General features: G+C 69.9%; 17 protein-coding genes. 6 read left to right on the top strand and 11 right to left on the bottom strand.

Translation table 11 applies throughout. The features are described from left to right. Window positions 1-196: 196 nt before the first annotated feature. The 5 genes from DBV10_RS16340 to recG all read right to left on the bottom strand — a co-directional run bounded on the left by DBV10_RS16340 (window position 197) and on the right by recG (window position 6949). On the bottom strand, window positions 197-700 hold the full coding sequence (locus DBV10_RS16340; protein WP_124514664.1) for a Dps family protein: 504 nt from the start codon (window positions 698-700) through the stop codon (window positions 197-199). Window positions 701-818: 118 nt separating this feature from the next. Beyond that, the gene (locus DBV10_RS16335) at window positions 819-2558 is read right to left on the bottom strand and encodes a dipeptidase (RefSeq protein WP_124514663.1); all 1740 of its coding nucleotides are present in this window, start codon (window positions 2556-2558) and stop codon (window positions 819-821) included. Window positions 2559-2709: 151 nt separating this feature from the next. Next, window positions 2710-3675 carry a LysR substrate-binding domain-containing protein gene (locus DBV10_RS16330; RefSeq protein WP_124514662.1) on the bottom strand — a complete coding sequence of 322 codons (966 nt, stop codon included), beginning with the start codon at window positions 3673-3675 and terminating at the stop codon, window positions 2710-2712. After that, window positions 3672-4778 carry a hypothetical protein gene (locus tag DBV10_RS16325; RefSeq protein WP_124514661.1) on the bottom strand — a complete coding sequence of 369 codons (1107 nt, stop codon included), beginning with the start codon at window positions 4776-4778 and terminating at the stop codon, window positions 3672-3674. The genes DBV10_RS16330 and DBV10_RS16325 overlap by 4 nt, the downstream gene beginning before the upstream one ends. An 11-nt stretch (window positions 4779-4789) precedes the next feature. Beyond that, complete coding sequence (gene recG / locus DBV10_RS16320) at window positions 4790-6949, bottom strand: ATP-dependent DNA helicase RecG (RefSeq protein WP_124514660.1); 2160 nt, start codon at window positions 6947-6949, stop codon at window positions 4790-4792. A 100-nt stretch (window positions 6950-7049) separates the two neighbouring features. Between recG and DBV10_RS16315 the strand changes: the two genes are divergently transcribed. The 4 genes from DBV10_RS16315 to DBV10_RS16300 all read left to right on the top strand — a co-directional run bounded on the left by DBV10_RS16315 (window position 7050) and on the right by DBV10_RS16300 (window position 11469). Next, window positions 7050-8327: an HD-GYP domain-containing protein gene (locus DBV10_RS16315; RefSeq protein ID WP_124514659.1), complete on the top strand. Its 1278-nt coding sequence runs from the start codon at window positions 7050-7052 to the stop codon at window positions 8325-8327. 34 nt (window positions 8328-8361) lie between these two features. Continuing rightward, window positions 8362-9324 (top strand): 1-phosphofructokinase family hexose kinase, encoded by a 963-nt coding sequence (locus DBV10_RS16310; RefSeq protein WP_124514658.1) that lies wholly within the window; start codon window positions 8362-8364, stop codon window positions 9322-9324. Window positions 9325-9415: 91 nt separating this feature from the next. Then, window positions 9416-10579, top strand: a complete 1164-nt coding sequence (gene queA / locus DBV10_RS16305) for a tRNA preQ1(34) S-adenosylmethionine ribosyltransferase-isomerase QueA (RefSeq protein ID WP_124514657.1) — start codon at window positions 9416-9418, stop codon at window positions 10577-10579. Next, complete coding sequence (locus DBV10_RS16300; protein WP_233589954.1) at window positions 10576-11469, top strand: DMT family transporter; 894 nt, start codon at window positions 10576-10578, stop codon at window positions 11467-11469. The genes queA and DBV10_RS16300 overlap by 4 nt, the downstream gene beginning before the upstream one ends. A 38-nt stretch (window positions 11470-11507) precedes the next feature. Here the strand turns inward: DBV10_RS16300 and DBV10_RS16295 are convergent, their stop codons facing one another. The 3 genes from DBV10_RS16295 to DBV10_RS16285 are packed head-to-tail and all read right to left on the bottom strand — an operon-like array spanning window position 11508 to window position 13052. Continuing rightward, window positions 11508-12206, bottom strand: coding sequence for a hypothetical protein (locus DBV10_RS16295; protein ID WP_124514656.1), 699 nt, complete (start codon window positions 12204-12206; stop codon window positions 11508-11510). Beyond that, window positions 12184-12453 (bottom strand): helix-turn-helix transcriptional regulator, encoded by a 270-nt coding sequence (locus DBV10_RS16290; RefSeq protein ID WP_124514655.1) that lies wholly within the window; start codon window positions 12451-12453, stop codon window positions 12184-12186. Before DBV10_RS16290 ends, DBV10_RS16295 begins: the two co-directional genes overlap by 23 nt. Window positions 12454-12476: 23 nt before the next feature. Continuing rightward, window positions 12477-13052: a DUF2975 domain-containing protein gene (locus DBV10_RS16285; protein WP_233589953.1), complete on the bottom strand. Its 576-nt coding sequence runs from the start codon at window positions 13050-13052 to the stop codon at window positions 12477-12479. Window positions 13053-13139: 87 nt separating this feature from the next. Here DBV10_RS16285 and DBV10_RS16280 point away from each other — a divergent pair, with 87 nt between their 5' ends. Further along, window positions 13140-13826 (top strand): hypothetical protein, encoded by a 687-nt coding sequence (locus tag DBV10_RS16280; protein ID WP_124514654.1) that lies wholly within the window; start codon window positions 13140-13142, stop codon window positions 13824-13826. Window positions 13827-13892: 66 nt separating this feature from the next. Here the strand turns inward: DBV10_RS16280 and DBV10_RS16275 are convergent, their stop codons facing one another. Continuing rightward, window positions 13893-15503, bottom strand: coding sequence for a gamma-glutamyltransferase family protein (locus tag DBV10_RS16275; RefSeq protein WP_124514653.1), 1611 nt, complete (start codon window positions 15501-15503; stop codon window positions 13893-13895). A gap of 140 nt (window positions 15504-15643) precedes the next feature. Beyond that, the gene (locus DBV10_RS16270) at window positions 15644-16627 is read right to left on the bottom strand and encodes a tripartite tricarboxylate transporter substrate binding protein (RefSeq protein WP_199740128.1); all 984 of its coding nucleotides are present in this window, start codon (window positions 16625-16627) and stop codon (window positions 15644-15646) included. 152 nt (window positions 16628-16779) lie between these two features. On the opposite strand from DBV10_RS16270, the gene DBV10_RS16265 reads away from it, so the two are divergent. Then, a complete protein-coding gene (locus DBV10_RS16265; RefSeq protein WP_124514652.1) occupies window positions 16780-17691 on the top strand; it encodes a LysR substrate-binding domain-containing protein in 912 nt (303 codons plus the stop codon). A gap of 27 nt (window positions 17692-17718) precedes the next feature. Here the strand turns inward: DBV10_RS16265 and DBV10_RS16260 are convergent, their stop codons facing one another. Next, window positions 17719-18435 carry a uracil-DNA glycosylase gene (locus DBV10_RS16260; protein ID WP_124514651.1) on the bottom strand — a complete coding sequence of 239 codons (717 nt, stop codon included), beginning with the start codon at window positions 18433-18435 and terminating at the stop codon, window positions 17719-17721. Window positions 18436-18467 lie beyond the last annotated feature (32 nt).

The raw sequence follows: 18467 nt of genomic DNA, 5'->3' as shown, positions 1-18467 counted from the left end.
CAGGCCCGGCATCGGCCCGGCAAGCAAAACGCCCGGGGCCTTGCGGCCACCGGGCGTTCGGTTCACAGCGCAGCGGCTGGCTTAGAGCGGATAACAAAACCCAGCGCAGCGGTTCTGGCTAGGCGCCGCGTCGCAGGCAGTACGACTAGTACGACAAGACGCGGCAACGACGCCAGAAGGGTTTTGTTAGCCGCTCTTACTCTTCGAGCAGCGAGCGCAGCATCCACGCCGTCTGTTCGTGCACCGTCAGGCGCTGGGTCAGCAGGTCCGCCGTGGGCTCGTCGCTGGCTTTGTCGGCCAGAGGGAACAGGCTGCGCGCCGTGCGGGCCACGGCCTCGTGGCCTTCGACCAGCACACGCACCATGTCCAGCGCCTTGGGGGGCTTGGCGGGGGCGTCGGGCACCGTGGCCAGCTTGCCAAACTCGGCGTACGAGCCGGGAGCCACATGGCCCAGCGAGCGGATGCGCTCGGCGATCGGGTCCACCGCATTCCACAGCTCGGTGTACTGCGCCATGAACATGGTGTGCAGCGTGTTGAACATGGGGCCCGTCACGTTCCAGTGGAAGTTGTGGGTGGTGAGGTACAGGGTGTAGGTGTCGGCCAGCAGGCGCGACAGGCCCTGGGCGATGGCTGCGCGGTCCTTGTCGCTGATGCCGATGTTGATGCTGGGGGCGGCGGGGGTCTTGGCGGCTTTGGCCATGGAGGCTCCTTCGTTGAAATGCAATCGATGGATCTGCCACGCCGCAGAGCCCCCGGCAAGGGTGCCCGGGGCCGCAGCGCGGCGGCTCGCGGTCACTTTAGCGCAAGCCCCAAGCCCTTCACTGCATCTGGCTCAAATTCCCGATGCGCACCAGCATCTCGGTGAACATCTGCATGTCGGCGTCCAGGTCCACCACTTCCTTGAACTCCTTGGCGTTGTGGGCCGTGTACTTCTTGCCCGGCATGGCGGGGCCGAAGTTGATGGCGTTGGGCATGAGCTTGGCCGTGGTGCTGCCCGCCGTGGGCACGGGCTTGGCTTCGAGGCCTGTGGTGTCGCCAAAGGTGTTGAGCAGCGTGGCCAGCCAGGCACCCTTGGGGTCGCGCGCCATCCAGTTGCCCTGGCTGTGGTCCACCTCCACCGCCACGCCCGCCTGGGCGCCCCAGGCCTTGACCTTGGCCGAGGTGGCCTGCGAGAGCGCCTCGGGCGTGCTGCCCCGGGGCATGCGCACGTTCACCAGCACATCGACCTTGCCATCCTTCTCGCGGATGAGGTTGGGCGACAGGGTGAGCGGGCCCATGAAGTCGTCGCTGTAGGCCAGGCCCAGGGTGCGGCCCAGGTAGTCCACGCCATACAGGTCGGTGAGGTAGCGCACGGCCTGCGCGTAGCCATTGGGGGCCAGCGCCACGCCCGACTCCTTCAGGAACAGTGCCAGGCGCGGCAACGGGTTCACGCCTTCTTCGGGGCGCGAGCCATGGGCCGATGCGCCCGTGACCTTGACCAGCACCTCTGCGCCATCGCGCGCCACGTCGATGCTGAACTTGCCGCCCTGGCCGGTGTATTTGCCGATAAAGGCGTCCTTGGCAACGCTGAGCTGGCGGGCGGTGGCGTCGGCATCACCACCCCGCAGGCGGGCGGTGGCCGTTTGCGGCACGGCGTTGGCCGAAGCGGCGCCCGCCATGGCCACGATGGTGGGCTGGTTGCCAGCGGCGGCGCCCAGCGCAAAGGTGGCGCGCAGCGCGCCCGAGCCCTTTTCGGCCACCACGGCGGGGTACTTGCTGTCGAGCACAATGTTGTACTCGGGCAGCGCGGTCTTGGCACGGTAGTACTTCATCGCGTCGCCACCGGTTTCTTCGGTGGTCTCGATCATGAGGCGGATGGTGCGCGCCAGCGGCAGGCCACTGTCCTTCACGGCCTTCATCGCAAACAGCACGGTGGCGATGGAGCCCTTGTCGTCGATGGAGCCCCGGCCATACAGGTTGCCACCCACGCGGGTCAGCTTGAAGGGGTCGAGCTTGGTGCCGTCGTCCAGCACCCATTCGTCGGCCACCACGGGCACCACGTCGGCATGGGTGAGGATGCCGAACTCTTCGGGGCCGCTGCCGGGCAGCTTCACTTCGAAAATGCGGTTGTCCACGTTGCGGTACTGCAGGCCGAAGTCGCGCGCCATGCTTTCCACCAGAGCGCCAAAGGCAATGATGTGCTTGTCCTCGTGCGGAGGCACCTTGTCGGCCCGCACGGTGGGGATGGCGACCATCTTCGCGGTGGCATCGATCACGGCCGCCTGGTTGCGCAGGCGGTTGTGCAGGCCCAGCAGGCGGCCAATGTTGACCAGGTCGTCACCGGCCAGGGGCTTCTTCGCCAGGTAGGCCGCCACGGCCGGTTGCAGCCCGGGCTGCATCTGCGCCGCCAGCGCCAGGAACTGGCGGAAGTCCGCAGCCGCCGCTGCGCTGGGCGCTGCCGCAATGCGGTCCAGCGCGGGCTTCTTCAGCGTGGCGGCCGTGGGCGCGGTGGTGGGAGAAAGGGACGAGCAGGCCGTCAAGGCGGCGGCCAGGGTGGCGGTGAGCCAAAGCTTCTTCATGGGAACCTCTTGGGAATGGGCCCGCCCCCGGGCTCGGGGGCAAGCGCTGCAAAAAATGCATGCCCGGCTTGCGCAGGCCGGGTGGGCCGGCACAGGGGCGGCGCGAGTGTAGCGCCGATTCCCTGTGGCACCGCCAGGCGGGGCAGCCCGCTCAGGACAGGCGGTTCACGCCCGGCAGTTCGCAGGCGTAGATGGCGTTGCGCAGGGCGGCAATGGCCTCGTAGCGCGTGAAGCTGCGGCGCCAGGCCAGCACCACGCGGCGCACGGGCGGCGGGCTGCCATCGTCCTCGCGGATGGGCAGGTAGCGGATGTAGGTCTCGTCGCTCTTGCGGCGGCGCGACACGGTGAGCAGCGCATCGCGCGGCACCGACAGGCGCGGCACCAGCGTCACGCCCATGCCGGCGGCCACCATGTGCTTGATGGTCTCCAGCGACGAGCCCTCGAACGACTTGCGGATGCCCTCGGCATTGCTCGCAAAGCGCGCAAACTCGGGGCAGACCTCCAGCACATGGTCGCGGAAACAATGGCCCGCGCCCAGCAGCAGCATGGTCTCGTTCTTGAGCTCGGCGGCCGTAACGGACTTCTTGGCCGCCAGCGGGTGTGTGCTGGGCACGGCCGCCATGAAGGGCTCGTCGTACAGCGGCGCCATGGCCAGGCCCGTGTCCGGGAAGGGCTCGGCCAGGATGGCGCAGTCGATCTCGCCCGTGCGCAGCATCTCCAGCAGCTTGACGGTGAAGTTCTCCTGCAGCATCAACGGCATCTGCGGCGTGCGCGTGATGGACTGGCGCACCAGCTCGGGCAGCAGGTAGGGCCCGATGGTGTAGATCACCCCCAGCGTGAGCGGCCCGGCCAGCGGGTCCTTGCCGCGCTTGGCGATCTCCTTGATGGCCGCCGCCTGCTCCAGCACGCTCTGCGCCTGGCGCACGATGTCCTCGCCCAGCGGAGTCACCGTCACCTCGCCCGCGCTGCGCTCGAACAGCTTCACATCCAGCTCTTCTTCCAGCTTCTTGATGGCCACCGAGAGCGTGGGTTGCGACACATAGCAGGCATCGGCCGCATGGCCAAAATGCTTCTCGCGGGCCACCGCAACGATGTACTTGAGTTCGGTGAGGGTCATGGTGACGTTCCTGAGCCGTCATTGTGCAACGCAACGCGGCGCGCCGCCCAGGGCGTTGCAAACCCGCGATGCAGCACGAACCCCGTGAGCAACACCAAAACAGCCGTGCACATGACCGTGAAGGGTCCCGCAAAGCTGATGCCCGGCAGCGCGGCGTTGAAAATCGGGCGGCGCAACGCCTGCAAGGTGACCAGCAGCAGCCCGCCCCACACCAGAGCCAAAACAAGGTGGGGCGCTTGCGCGGGCAGGGTGCGCGCGGGGGCGCGGCGGTGTTGCCACGCGGCCAACAGCCCATGCAGCGCCACCACCGTGACTGCGCACAGGCATGCCACCCACCAAAACGCCTCCACCCCCGACACAAACAGCGCCGACACCCTCCCCCATCGCAGCTGGGGTGGCGTCGCCACGATCACAGCGTGCGCCAGCGTGAACAGAACCAGCAACGCTGTCGTTACCCCCATGCCCAGCAAGCCCGCCAGGTCCCATGCCGATACCGTGCGCAGCGGCACACCGGCTCCACGCGCCCATCCCGCCACGGTCTGCAGCGCCCGTTGGGCACTCTGCCCAGGCTGCACAACAAATCCGGTGGCGGGAATGAAGTAGGACTCCGCCGTGCCAACCCTGTACAGGCGCAGGCCCGTGGCATCCACATGCATGGCCCGAAACCAGCCCCACTGCGAACGGGATTCATGGCGCACGCTACCGTCAGGCGTGTCCACGCGGTAGACCAGGCCCGCGTCTGAAAGCTCCCAGCGTGCGGTATCGCCGACAAACGTGTATCGACGGGCCGTGGCCTGCCACATGGCGTGAAACGTCTGTGCACCACCCAGTGCAAGCAAAACAGCGGCGAACACCAGCAGGGGCACATGCGCCAGGATCGGCTCGCCCCCGTAGAGACTGCCCAGCAACCCCCAGGGAGAAAACACGAGCGCAATGCCTGCGCCCATCCACAACGGCCCCAGGAAGCGCGCCCATACAGGCCGATCGATGAACCCCATACGCACGGCACGGTCACGGTAGGCATCGTCGCGCACCCAGGCGGCCACCACGGCGGACGGCGCAATATCAGAAGCCGGAAGGGTGTCGGGCTGCGGCGTGGGCATGGGTGCGTCGGTCAGGCCTTGAGATAGTCCGATTTTCCACCCAACCAGCGTGCCACGTGCTTCGCCGCGAGTTCTGGATAACGATCCAGCATCTGCGGTGCCAGCTCGCGCGCCCATTCAAGCAGGTGCGTGTCGGTCGCCAGGTCGGCAAACCGCAGCAGCGCATCGCCCGACTGGCGCGCGCCCAGAAACTCGCCGGGGCCGCGGATGTCAAGGTCGCGGCGGGCGATTTCGAAGCCGTCGTTGGTCTCGGCCATGGCGCGCAGGCGCTCCTTGGCGGTTTCGCCCACGCGGCCGCTGTCGTTGGTGGCGTACAGCAGCACGCAGGCCGATGCCGCCGCGCCCCGCCCCACCCGGCCGCGCAGCTGGTGCAGCTGGCTCAGGCCAAAACGCTCGGCGTGCTCGATGACCATGAGGGACGCATTGGGCACGTCCACGCCCACTTCGATCACGGTGGTGCTGACCAGCACACCCATCTGGCCGCTGGTGAACAGCGCCATCACGGCCTTCTTTTCGGCGGTTGGCATGCGCGAGTGCAGCAGGCCAACCATGACGCCGGGCAAGGCCTCGCTCAGGTCGGTGTGGGTGGCGGTGGCGTTGGAGAGGTCCAGCGCCTCGCTCTCTTCAATGAGCGGGCACACCCAGTACACCTGCCGGCCAGCCTCTACCTGCGCGCCGATGCGCTCGATCACCTCGTCCTTGCGGCTATCGGCAATGAGTTTGGTGACGATGGGCGTGCGGCCTGGCGGCAGCTCATCGATGACCGACACGTCCAGGTCTGCGTAGTAGCTCATGGCCAGCGTGCGCGGAATCGGCGTGGCGCTCATCATCAGCATGTGCGGCTCCATGCCGTGGGCCGCCAACTTTTGCCGCAAGGCCAGCCGCTGCGCCACGCCAAAGCGGTGCTGCTCATCAATGATGGCCAGCGCCAGGTTCTTGAACTGCACCTGGTCCTGGATCACGGCGTGCGTGCCCACCACCAGCGCGGCCTCGCCGCTGGCCACCAGCGCGAGCATGGCGCTGCGGTCCTTCTTTTTTTGCCCGCCCACCAGCCAGGCCACCTTGCGGCCGCGCGCGGCCAGCAGGGGTTCGAGCCAGCCGATCATCTTGGCGAAATGCTGCTCGGCCAGGATTTCGGTGGGCGCCATCAGTGCACACTGCCAGCCCGCGTCCATGGCCAGGCAGGCGGCCAGGGCCGACACCACGGTTTTGCCCGAGCCCACATCGCCCTGCAGCAGCCGGTGCATGGGCACCTGGCGCGCCAGGTCCACGGCGATTTCCTCGCCCACGCGGCGCTGGGCGGCCGTGAGGCTGAAGGGCAGCACGGCCATGAGCTGCTCGTGCAGGGGCCGCGCGCCGTCCTTGGCAGGCTGCGGGCGCAGCACCGGGGCACGCAGCCGGTCGCGCTCGCGCCGCGACTGGTACTGCGACAGCTGCTGCGCCAGCAGCTCCTCGGCCTTCAGGCGCTGCCAGGCCGGGTGGCTGTGGTCTTCCAGCGTAGACAGCGCCACGTCGGGCGTGGGGTGGTGCAAAAAGATGAGCGCCTCGCGCAAGCTGAGAGCGCGCTGGAGGCCATTTTGGCCATAGGACCGCGCCCAGGGCGGCTCGGCACCGGGCGGCAGCGTGTCCGACAGGTCCACCCGCGCCAGCGCACTGACCACGGCGCGGCGCAGGTAGGGCTGGGGCAACCCGGCGGTGGTGGGGTAGACGGGCGTGAGCGCGGCAGGCAGCTCGCCCCCCGCCACGCGGAACGCCGGGTGCAGCATCTGCCGCCCCCAGAAGCCGCCCTTGACCTCGCCCCGGATGCGCAGGCGCGCACCCACCGCCATCGTTTTCTGGTGCGAGGGGTAGAAGCTGAAGAAGCGCAGCTCGCAGCTGCCGCTGTCGTCCTCCACCTGCACTACCAGCTGGCGGCGTGGGCGCAGCTGCACCTCACTCGCGACCACGGTGGCTTCGATCTGCGCCATCTGCCCATCGCGGGCGTTGGCCAGCGGAATGATGCGCGTTTCGTCTTCGTAGCGCAGGGGCAGGTGCAGGGCCAGGTCGATGTCGCGGCGCAGCCCGAGTTTTTGCAGCGCCTTCTGCGCCACCGAGGCCCCGCCCTTGGCCGCAGCGGCAGGGGCCGCCGGGGCCTTGGCACTAGGGGAAACTCGGGGGGCGGCGGAAGGCATGTAGCGGGTTTTACGAACGCCATGGGCGGGGCAAAAAGGCTACCATGGTTACCGCTGCCAACACCTGAAGGCGGCGCATTTTCGAGCCCCAGGCTGCCCCATGCTCAAGCGCATCCAAATCCAACACCTTACCCTGGGCATGTACCTGCACGAGTTCTGCGGCTCGTGGATGGAGCACCCGTTCTGGCGGGCCAAGTTCCTGCTCAAGGACCCCAAGGACCTGGAACGCATCAAGGCCACCGCCATCCACGAATGCTGGATCGACACCGCCAAGGGCCTGGACGTGGCCGAGGGCACCACGTCGGTGTCGCGCGAAGAGGTGGACGCCAGGATCGAAACCGATTTCAACCGGCTGGAAGACCTGCCGCCCATCCAGGTGAGCCTGCCCGTGCCGCCGCCCCCGGTGCGCAACCGCATGCCCACCGACATGCGCGGCGAACTCAAGATGGCGGCGGCCATCTGCGTGAAGTCCAAGAAGGCCGTGGTGTCGATGTTCAACGAGGCCCGCATGGGGCGCGCGGTGGACTCCGTGGGCGCGCAGAACCTGGTGGAGGAAATCTCGGACTCCGTCACCCGCAACCCGGGTGCGCTGATCAGCCTGGCGCGCCTGAAGACGGCCGACGACTACACCTACATGCACTCGGTGGCGGTGTGCGCGCTGATGGTGGCGCTGGCGCGCCAGCTCAAGCTCAACGACGAACAGGCGCGCCTGGCGGGCATGGCGGGCCTGCTGCACGACCTGGGCAAGGCGGCGATCCCGATGTCGGTGCTCAACAAGCCGGGCAAGCTCACCGACAAGGAGTTCGCCGTGGTGCGCAGCCACCCGGTGGAGGGCTTTCACATGCTCAAGGAGGGCGGCAACGTGCCCGATGCCGTGCTCGACGCCTGCCTGCACCACCACGAAAAGATCGACGGATCGGGCTACCCCGACAAGCTCAAGGGCGAAGGCATCAGCGTGATCGCGCGCATGACGGCCATCTGCGACGTGTACGACGCCATCACCTCCGACCGCCCCTACAAGCGCGGCTGGGACCCGGCCGAATCCTTGCGCCGCATGGCCGAGTGGACCACCGACCACTTCGACGCGCGCATCTTCCAGGCCTTCGTCAAGAGCATTGGCATCTACCCCGTGGGCTCGCTCGTGCGGCTGGCCTCGGGCCGCATCGGGGTGGTGACCGAGCAGGCCCCCACGGCGCTCACCACGCCCATCGTCAAGGTGTTCTTCTCGACCAAGTCCGACCTGCGCATCCCGCCCGAACTGGTGGACCTGGCCGCCCCCGGCTGCACCGAGAAGATCGTGGCGCGCGAAGACCCCGAGAAGTGGCACTTCCCAGACCTGGACGAGCTGTGGTCGGGCCTGGCCGAGAAGGCCTGGTAGCCGCAGCGCGGCAACCCCGCCCTGCGTTGCACCCATGCCCGCCCTGATCACCCTCACCCCCAACCCGGCGCTGGACCTGGCCACCACCACCGAGCGCGTGGCCCCCACCCACAAGCTGCGCTGCGGCCCGGTGCGGCGCTTTGCGGGTGGTGGCGGCATCAACGTGGCCCGCGTGCTGCACCGGCTGGGCGCCGATGTCCAGGCCTGGGCGCTGGCGGGTGGCGCGGCGGGCGCCCAAGTGCAACAGCTGCTGGCCGACGAAGGGGTGCCCACGGTGCTGCGACCCATCGCGGGCGACACGCGCGAAAATTTTTCGGTGGTCGAGACCCACACCGGCCAGGAGTTCCGCTTTGTGCTGCCCGGCCCCACGCTGCAGGCCGCCGAATGGCAAGGCTGCCTGGACGCGCTGGCCACCCTGCCCACGCCGCCGCGCTGGCTCATCGCCAGCGGCAGCCTGCCGCCCGGCACCCCGGACGACTTCTACGCCCGGCTGGCCTGCGCCCTGGCCACGCAGGGCACACCGACCCGCCTGGTGGTGGACACCTCGGGCCCGCCGCTGGCCGCCGCGTTGCAGGCCGGGGTGGCGCTGGTCAAGCCCAGCCTGCGGGAGCTGCGCGAGCTGGTGCAGCAGCCGCTGGAGCACATGGCCGACTGGTGCGCGGCCGCCCAGTCGCTGGTGGCCCACGGCGCGGCCGAGACCGTGGCCCTGTCGGTGGGGGAACAAGGCGCCGTGCTGGCCACACGCGCCGGCGTGTGGCAGGCCCCGGCGCTGAACGTGCCCGCCACCACCGGCACCACGGGCGCGGGCGACTGCTTTCTGGCGGCGCTGGTCTGGGCGCTGGACCGGGGCGACGCGCCCGCCGAGGCCCTGCGCTGGGGCGTGGCCGCCGGGGCGGCCGCCCTGCTGCACCCGGGCACCACGCTGGCCCAGGCGGACGACGTGCAGCGGCTGGTGCACAGCGTGCCTGCGCCCGTGGCCGTCACCACGCAGCCATAACCCCGGCCCGGCGGGCAGCACAGGCCGCGTGGGACAATCCCGCCCTTCGCATTTTTTACCTTGGCACGGGCCCGTTCGGCCCTCAAGCACGATGACTGATTTTTCCCCCGGCGCAGCCAGCGCGCCCCTCACCACCAGCACCCCTGCAACACCCCGCGTGTTCACCCTCAGCGACTTCGACTTCTCGCTGCCCCCCGAACTCATTGCCCAGCACCCCGCGCCCGAGCGCAGCGCATCGCGCCTGCTCGATGGCCGCGCCATGCAGCCCGTGGACCGCATCTTTCGCGAGCTGCCCGGCCTGCTGCGTGCGGGCGACCTGCTGGTGTTCAACGACACGCGCGTGGTCAAGGCGCGCATCTTTGGCGAGAAAGCCAGCGGCGGCAAGCTGGAGCTGCTGATCGAGCGCGTGCTGCCCGCCGAGGCCGGCAACCCGGGCAACGAAGTCGTGGCCCACATGAAGGTCAGCAAAAAGCCCCTGCCCGGCAGCGTGGTGCACATGGCAGGGGGCCGCCGGGGGGGCGGATTCGATGCGCTGCTGCTGGGCCGCTGGCCCACCGAGGATGGCCCGCTGTTCCGCTTTGCGCTGCAGGGCCCCGCAGGCGAGTCGCCCTGGGAGCTGATGGACCGCCACGGCCACCTGCCGCTGCCGCCCTACATCGAACGCCACCAGAACACCGACCACGACCCCGACGAGGCCGAAGACAGCCAGCGCTACCAGACCGTGTTTGCGCGCGCCCCCGGCGCCGTGGCCGCGCCCACCGCCGCACTGCACTTTGACGAAGGCGTGCTGGCCGACCTGGCCGCACGCGGCATCGAGCGCGCCAGCGTCACGCTGCATGTGGGCGCGGGCACCTTCCAGCCCTGCAAGACCGAGAACCTGGCCGAGCACCAGATGCACAGCGAGTGGTACGAAGTGCCCCTGGCCACACTGGCTGCGCTGGAGCGCTGCCGCCAGCGCGGCGGGCGCGTGGTGGCCGTGGGCACGACCACGGTGCGCACGCTCGAATCCTGGGCGAAGACCGGCCGGGCCACGGGCGACACCAACATCTTCATCACGCCGGGCTTCAACTTCCAGGTGGTGAATGTGCTGGTCACCAACTTCCACCTGCCCAAAAGCACGCTGATGATGCTGGTGAGCGCGTTTGCGGGCTACGCCCACATCATGGGCCTGTACCGCCACGCGATGGCGCAGCAGTACCGCTTCTTCAGCTACGGCGACGCGATGCTGCTGGAGCGCGCACGCGGCACGCCGTGAGCCCTGCCGCCCCCACGCCCGCCACCCGCCTGCATGCAGCGCTGGCGGGCATCGCGCTTGCCGTGGCCGCCTGCGCGTTTTTTGCCTTGCTGGACACCGCGAGCAAGCTGGTCAGCGCGAGCGTGCCCATCGTCATGGCGCTGTGGATGCGCTACATGTTCCAGTCGCTGCTGACCACGGCCTTTGTGCTGCAACGGACGGGGCGCTCGGCCCTGCGCACCACGCAGCCCCGCTTCCAGGTTCTGCGCGGCGCGCTGTTCGCCATGACCAGCCTGTTCGGCTTCATCAGCCTCACCGCCATGCCGCTGGCGGAGTTCACGGCCATCGTGGCCACCGTGCCGCTGTGCGTGACGGTGGTGGCGGCCTTGTGGCTGCATCAGCCGGTAAGTCCTGTGCGCTGGCTGCTGGTGGTGACAGGGCTGGCGGGCACGCTGGCCATCATCCGGCCTGGCGGCGAGGCCTTCACCGGGGCGCTGCTGTGGCCGCTGTGCATGTTGGCTGCGGGCACGGGCTACCAGGTGCTCAGCAGCAAGATGGCGGGCCAGGAGAGCCCGGCCACCACGCAGCTCTACACCAGCTGGATCGCCACCGCGCTGGTGTCGCTGGGTGTGCCGTTTTTCTGGCAGCCGGTGAGCGACCCGTGGCTGTGGGCGGGCATGTTCACCATGGGCTTGTCGAGCGCCGTGGGGCACATGCTGCTGCTCAACGCCTATGCGCGCACCACGCCCGTCGTCATCGCGCCGTTCTTGTATTCACAGATCGGCTTTGCCATGCTGGCGGGCTGGCTGGTGTACCGCCATGTGCCGGATGCGTGGTCCATGGCGGGCATTGCCGCCATCGTGCTCAGCGGCGCGGCGAGCGCCTGGCTCGCGGTGCGCGAAACCCGCTGAGTGCCCCGCCCGGGGCACGGCACCTCGGCCGCACCACCTCAGCGGCAGGTGCGTGCTGGCGCGATGCGCGGGGCCGCCCCCATGGCCGGAGGCTGGTTGGCCGAGGGCAGCTCCACACAATAGGTGCCCCAAGGGCCCGTCACCTCGACCGTGCGCCGGCCGTCCGCGCCGCGCAGGTCGCGTTCGGCGGCATCCGCCCCCAACGCCGCACCCACCGCCGCCGGGGCCACCTCCCAGCGCTGCGGCGACAGCGCCCCCTGCCGGCGCTGCCAGGCCCGCTCGCGCTGCAGCACCCGCGCCACGTCGTCCAGGCCGGGGGCGGGCGGCGGCCCCTCGGGCCTGGAGGCGGGAGCCAGCGGCGCGGGCAAGGCCACCAGGGCCGCAGGCGCCTCCCGAACATCGGCCCCGGCGGAAGCCGGCGGCGCGCGGTGTTCGGGGGCCGGCGCGCTGCTCCTGGCCCGGCCCACGGGCCGGGAGGCCACGGCGGCCGAGCGCGCCCCGGGTGTGACGGAAGGCGAAGGCTGCGATGGTGACGGCGATGGCGGCGGCGCGATCGCCACCCACACCATGGCGGGCGCTGCCCCGGGCCCGGGCGCGGGCCGTGTTGGCCCGGGGGTGCGCCACAACACCACCAGGGCCAGCCCGTGCAGCAGCAGCGCCCCGCCCACCGCCCAGGCCAGGCGCGGACGACCGCCGGGGGTGCCGGGCCCTGGGCTAGTCGCCCTGCGCCAGGCCACTCGCCCCACCACCCGAGGGCGCCGCGCCCGCCTCGCCGTCCCCATCGGGAACCCAGGCCAGCAGGTCTGCCGGCTGGCACTGCAGGTAGCTGCAGATGGCGGACAGGGTCTCGAAGCGCACGCCCTTGACCTTGCCGCTCTTGAGCAGGGACAGGTTGGCCTCGGTGATGCCCACGTGGGCCGCGAGATCCCGCGACTTGACCTTGCGGCGCGCGAGCATTTCATCCAGGGTCACAACAATCGCCATAAAAAATCCGGTTCCTGGAAGGGCTACACGAACGCATCCGCCTCGGCCTGCAGGCGACAGCCCTCGGCCAGCACATGGGCCAGCAGCAGCATCATCAGCGCCACCACCAGCACGCTCATTTCGAACGAGCCCACGCCCAGCGCCACGAGCCCGCCCTTCTGGCCGGAGGCCAGCCACGACAGCAGCGCCGTCACGCCCACCTGGTAGACCAGCGAGGTCACGAACATCGCCAGGAAACCCCAGCCCACGCCCCGGAAGCCGTGCACCACCACCGACCCGAACACGGCCCCCGCCAGGAAGGCCCGGCAGATGCGGTGCACACACAGCACCGTGTACACCATGGCCAGGGCCGGAATGCACTCCAGCGCCACCCCCACCCAGCGCCACGGGGTCTCCATGGACTGGGGCGGGGTCAGGCCCAGCAGCAGCGCCTGCGCGGGCACCACCGTGACGGGCATCCACCCGCCCCAGCCCGCCTCATGCCCGATCGCGGCCCAGCGCCCCAGCGAGAACACCAGCGACACCAGCGCACACACCCAGCTGGCCGCCAGCAGCCCCCAGGCCAGGCGGCGAAAGGAAGGGCTGTGAACGGGAGACACCGGGGCGGTCCTGCTTGCGCTCATGTCTTATCACCTGTTTTTTCTGTAAAACGATAATAATATACCGCGAAACAGAAACTAACTGCCATGATCTTGTGCTCCCTGCCCCCCTTGCGCCGCGGCCCCGGCCGGTTCCTGGCCCGCGTCCCGGCCCGTGCCGCGGCCCTGCTGGCCGCCCGCGGCCTGGCCGCCGTGTGCGCCACCCTTGTGCTCGCCGCCTGTGGCAGCGTGCCCGTGTCGTCGCTGTGGAAGCTGCGCCAGCTGCAGTTGGAAACACTGGACCCCGCCGCGCTGCGCGCCGCCGTGGTGCACGGCCCCGGCCTGCAGCTGTACGGCCCCACGCTGGAGCTGACGGTGAGCGTGTCGCGCAGGCTGCGCCAGCCCGGGGGTGCCGTCACCACCGAGCGCCTGGAAGAAAAGCTGCCGCTGCAGGAACTGCGCAGCAGCGCGGAGCACAGCCCGCTGGCGGCCTACGACACCGCCCGCAGCGTGGTGCAGGTCTGGCGCATCGACCCGGCTGCCCTGCCCCGGCTGCAGGCGCTGCGCGACAAGGCGCTGGCCTGGAAAGCCCTGGACGACGGCCCGCGCGAGCTGGGCCTGGGGCTGGAGCTGGCGGGCTGCCAGAAAGGCGGCGCGGGCAACCGCCTGGTGACCACGCTGATGCGCTTCACGCCAGCGGGGGAGTACATCCCCTTGGTGCGCGACCTGGACCTGGCGGAGACCATGCCCGCGCAAGAGCTGCCCCGGCGTTTCCCGGACTGCCCCGCGCGCTGAGCCGGGCCGCCCCCGGCGGCCAGGGCCGCGCCGGCCCGCTGCGGCGTGCGCCGGGGCGCCGGCCGGTCAGAATGCCACCGCGTGCCCATCCTTGCGCGGGTCGGAGCCTGCGATGTAGGTGTTGCCATTGCGCAGCACCAGCTGGGCGCCGCCAAAGGCGAACACGCCGTTGCCCGCTTCCACCGTCACCTCGTGCCCGCGCGCGCGCAGTGCGGCGATCACGGCGGGGTCGAACCCCAGCTCCACCGCCACGCCCTTGCCGCCCGTCACACGCCAGCGCGGCGCGTCGGCCGCTGCCTGCGGGTTCTGGCCGTAGCGCAGCACGCGCAGCGCCATCTGCGTGTGGCCCTGGCTTTGCATGGGGCCGCCCATCACGCCAAACGCCATCTGCGGCGTGCCGTCGGCATGCATGGCAAACGCCGGGATGATGGTGTGCGAGGGCCGCTTGCGCGGCGCTACCTGGTTGGCGTGGCCGGGCGTGAGGTTGAAGCCATGGCCCCGGTTCTGCAGGCTGATGCCGGTGCCCGGCACCACCACGCCCGAGCCAAAGCCCATGTAGTTGGACTGGATGAACGAGACCATCATGCCCTGGCTATCGGCCGCCGCCAGGTACACCGTGCCGCCGGGGCGGGGCGCGCCGTGGCCGGGGTCGCCCGCGCGCTCGCGGTCGATCAGCGCGGCGCGGCCCGCCAGGTAGTCGGCATCGAGCAGATCGCGCGGCGCCACCTGCATGGCGTCGATGTCGGCGTTGTACTGGTACAGGTCGGCAAACGCGAGCTTCATGGCCTCGATGCTGGCGTGCACGGTCTCCACATCGTCCACCGGATGGGCCCCGATGCCATGGGCGTCGAGCATGCCCAGCGCCATCAGCGCGGCAATGCCCTGGCCGTTGGGCGGGATCTCGTGGATGACCGAATCGCCAAACCGCTGCTGAATGGTGCCCACCCAGTCGGCCTGGTGCGCGGCCAGGTCGGCCAGCGTCATCGCGCCGCCGTTGGCTTGGGAATGGGCGGCGATGCGCTCGGCGATCACGCCCCGATAGAAGGCCTCGCCCTCGGTCTCGGCGATCAGCTCCAGCGTGCGGGCATGCGCTTCGCTGCGGAAAATCTCACCCGCCTGGGGCACACGGCCGCCCAGAGACTCGGGCATGAAGCACTCGGCAAAACCCGGCTGCGTGCCCAGCTTGGCCGCGCCCAGCGCCCACAGATGGGCGATGGTGGGCGACACCGGAAAGCCGTTGCGCGCGTAGTCGATGGCGGGCTGGGCCAGCTGTGCAAACGGCAGCTTGCCCAGGCGCTTGGACAGTGCCACCCAGGCCGACACGGCGCCGGGCACGGTGACGGCGTTCCAGCCCGTCTCGGGGATGCCGCCCAGCTTGTCGAAATATTCCGGCGTCCAGGCGGCGGGCGAGCGGCCCGAGGCATTGAGGCCGTGCAGCTCCTTGCCATCCCACACGATGGCAAAGCCGTCGCTGCCGATGCCGCAGCCCGTGGGCTCGACCACCGTGAGCGCCATGGCGGCGGCGATGGCGGCGTCCACCGCGTTGCCGCCCGCCAGCAGCATGCGCAGTCCCGCTTGCGCCGCCAGCGGCTGCGAGGCGGAGACCACGTTGCGCCCCATGACCGCACTGCGGTGGGACGCGTAGGGGAGGGACCAGTCGAGGGAAGTTTGGGTCATGGGATGGACTCCAGAGCAGGAACAGCCCGCTCGGTTGAAAACTGGCGCGGCGCAAAGCGAGAGACGCCGAGGAAGGGCCGCCCCGCACCGAGGGCGTCGTCCCCCTTGGGGGGATGGCGCCGAAGGCGACTCAGGGGGGGTCAATCAATGTTTATTTTGTGCTGCCGAATCACCGTGGCCCAGCGGTTGCTGTCCGCCTGCACCATGGCACCGAACTGCGCAGGCGTGCGCGGCGCGGCGGGCTCCACACCCAGCTTGGCCAGGCTCTCGGCCACCTCGGGCGCCTGCACGGCCTTGGCAAAGGCCTTGTGCACCTTCTCAACCAGCGCGGGCGGCGCGCCGGCAGGCAGGTACACACCAAACCAGGTCACCGACGAATAGCCGGGCAGGCCGGATTCGGCCAGCGTGGGCAGCTCGGGCGCCAGGGTGCTGCGCTTTTCGCTGGTCACGGCCAGTGCGCGCAGACGCCCTGCCTTGGCGTGGGGCATGCCCGTAGGCAGCGAATCGAACAGCACATGCGTCTGCCCGGCAATCAGGTCGGGGATGGCCAGGGCCGTGCCCTTGTAGGGGATGTGCGTCATCTCCACCCCCGCCTGGGCGCTGAAGGCCGCAGTGTTCAGGTGCACGATGGTGCCGTTGCCGCTGGTGGCGTAGTTGAGCTTGCCCGGATGGGCCTTGGCATACGCAATCAGCTCGCCCACGGTCTTGGCGGGCAGCGAGTTGGTGACCAGCAGCACACTGGGCGCATCGGCCACATGGGCCACGGGCACAAAGTCCTTGCGCGGGTCGTAGGCCAGCTTGGGCATGAGGTGGGGCGAGATGGCGTGGGTGCTGCTCGTGGTCAGCAGCAGGGTGTAGCCGTCGGGTGCGGCCTTGGCCGCCTCGGCCGTACCCAGGGTGCCGCCCGCGCCGGGCTTGTTGTCCACCACCAGCTGCTGACCCAGGTCGGCCGCCACACGCTGCGTGACCACGCGGGCCACCAGGTCGGTCGCGCCGCTGGCGGGGAAGGGCACGATGACCCGCACCGGGCGGTCCGGCCAGTTGGCCTGCGCGTGCACGGCAGACGCCATCAGCAGCAGGCCGGCCAGGCCCCAGACACCACGGCTCCAGGAAAGTAGACGCATATACGCAGCACTCCAGCAAAGAAGTCGAACAACAACGAAGGGTGGAACCATCTTAGGAAGCCCCGCCTTGCTTGACCACCAGCATTTCGGCAAGCTGCTTTGCCGCTGCGGCAAACCGATGGATACTGCCGGGTCCGACCCGAAGGCCCTCCATGCGCGCCCACCTGCTGCAAGACACCACCCTGCGCTACTTTCTGGAAGTGGCCGAAAGCGGCTCCCTCACCGAGGCCTCGGCCCGCCTGCATGTGGCGGCCTCGGCGCTGAGCCGCCAGATCGCGGGGCTGGAGGCGCAGCTGGGCACGCCGCTGTTCGAGCGCCACCCGCGCGGCATGGTGCTCACGGCGGCGGGCGAGATCCTGGCCGTGCATGCCCGCCGCACCGTGCTGGACGCCGAGCGCGCGCTGGGCGAAATCGGCGCACTGCAAGGCCTGCGCGCCGGGCAGGTGCGGCTGGCCACGTCCGACGCCTTTGCCAACGAGCTGGTGCCACGCCTGTGCGTGGAATTTCAGCGCACCCACACCGGCATCCAGTTCAGCGTGATTGCGCTGCCCACGGCCCAGGTGCCCGACGCGGTGCGCAGCGGCGCGGCCGACATCGGCCTGTGCTTCAGCCGATCGCCCCACAAGGATATTGAAGTGGCCTACCGCCAGACCGCGCCCGTGCTGGCCCTGGTGCCGCCCGGCCACCCGCTGGCGGGCGCCGGCAGCGTCACGCTGGCGCAAATGGCCGAATACCCGCTGGCCCTGCCCCCGGCCGAAACCACGGTGCGCCAGATGATCGACATCGTCTGCAGCCGCCAGGGCCTGCAGCTCAGCGCCGTGCTCATCAGCAACCACGCCAAGACGGTGCTCAACTTTGTGGCGCATGGCGGCGGGCTGTCGGTGGCCAGCGAGATCGCAGCGCGCCACCTGGTGGCGGCAGGCGCCATCGTGGCCCTGCCCATCAGCGATGCGGGCATGGACCTGCGCGACCTGGAGGTGCAGACCCTGGCGGGCCGCAGCCTGCCGGTGGCCGTGCAGGCGTTTGTGGATTTATTGAAGGAACAGTTGCCGGGGCGCTGGTAGCCCCTCCTGGGGCGATTCGCCCCCGGCTCAGTACCCGTGCTCTTCGCGGAACTCCCGCGCCTTGCCAAAGTGCCCGTTGCCGATGAACGGCACGGGCGGGCGCAGTGCCGACAGCGGCGAAGGGTGGTTGGAGGTCAGGATCAGATGCCCCCGGTCCTGCGGGATGAAGGCGCGCTTGGACTGCGCGTGCGAGCCCCAGAGCATGAACACCACCGGGCGCGGGCCTTCGGCCACATGGCGGATCACGGCGTCGGTCAGCGCCTCCCAGCCCTTGCCCGCGTGGCTGGCGGGCTGGCCCTCTTCCACCGTGAGGCCGGTGTTGAGCAGCAGCACACCATTTTTCGCCCACTTCACCAGGCTGCCGCCCGGCTCGGGCATGGGCGGAAAGGCCGTGCCCAGGTCGCGCTGCATCTCCTTGAAGATATTGCGCAGCGACGGCGGCAACGGCACACCCGGCGCGACGGAAAACGCCAGCCCCTCGGCCTGGCCCCGGCCGTGGTACGGGTCCTGCCCCAGGATGACCACGCGCACGGCGTCGGGCGGCGTCAGCTCCAGCGCGCGCAGCGGCTGGGGCGGGAAGACCACCGCCCCGGCGCTGAGCCGCTCCTGCAGAAACCCCTGCAACGCCTGGCCCCGCGTGCCCGCAAAGAAGGCGTCCACCAAGGGCTGCCACCCCGGCGCCACGGGCCATGCGGCCGGATCGGTGCCCTGAAGCTGGGTGGGGGTTTGTGCGGGTGAATTCATGGTCAAAAAGGCCTTCTGCGCGCTATGGACAA

The sequence above is a fragment of the Acidovorax sp. FJL06 genome (assembly GCF_003852545.1).
In the GTDB taxonomy this organism is placed as follows: Bacteria; Pseudomonadota; Gammaproteobacteria; order Burkholderiales; family Burkholderiaceae_C; genus Acidovorax.
This window is presented reverse-complemented; position numbering and strand designations above follow the sequence as displayed.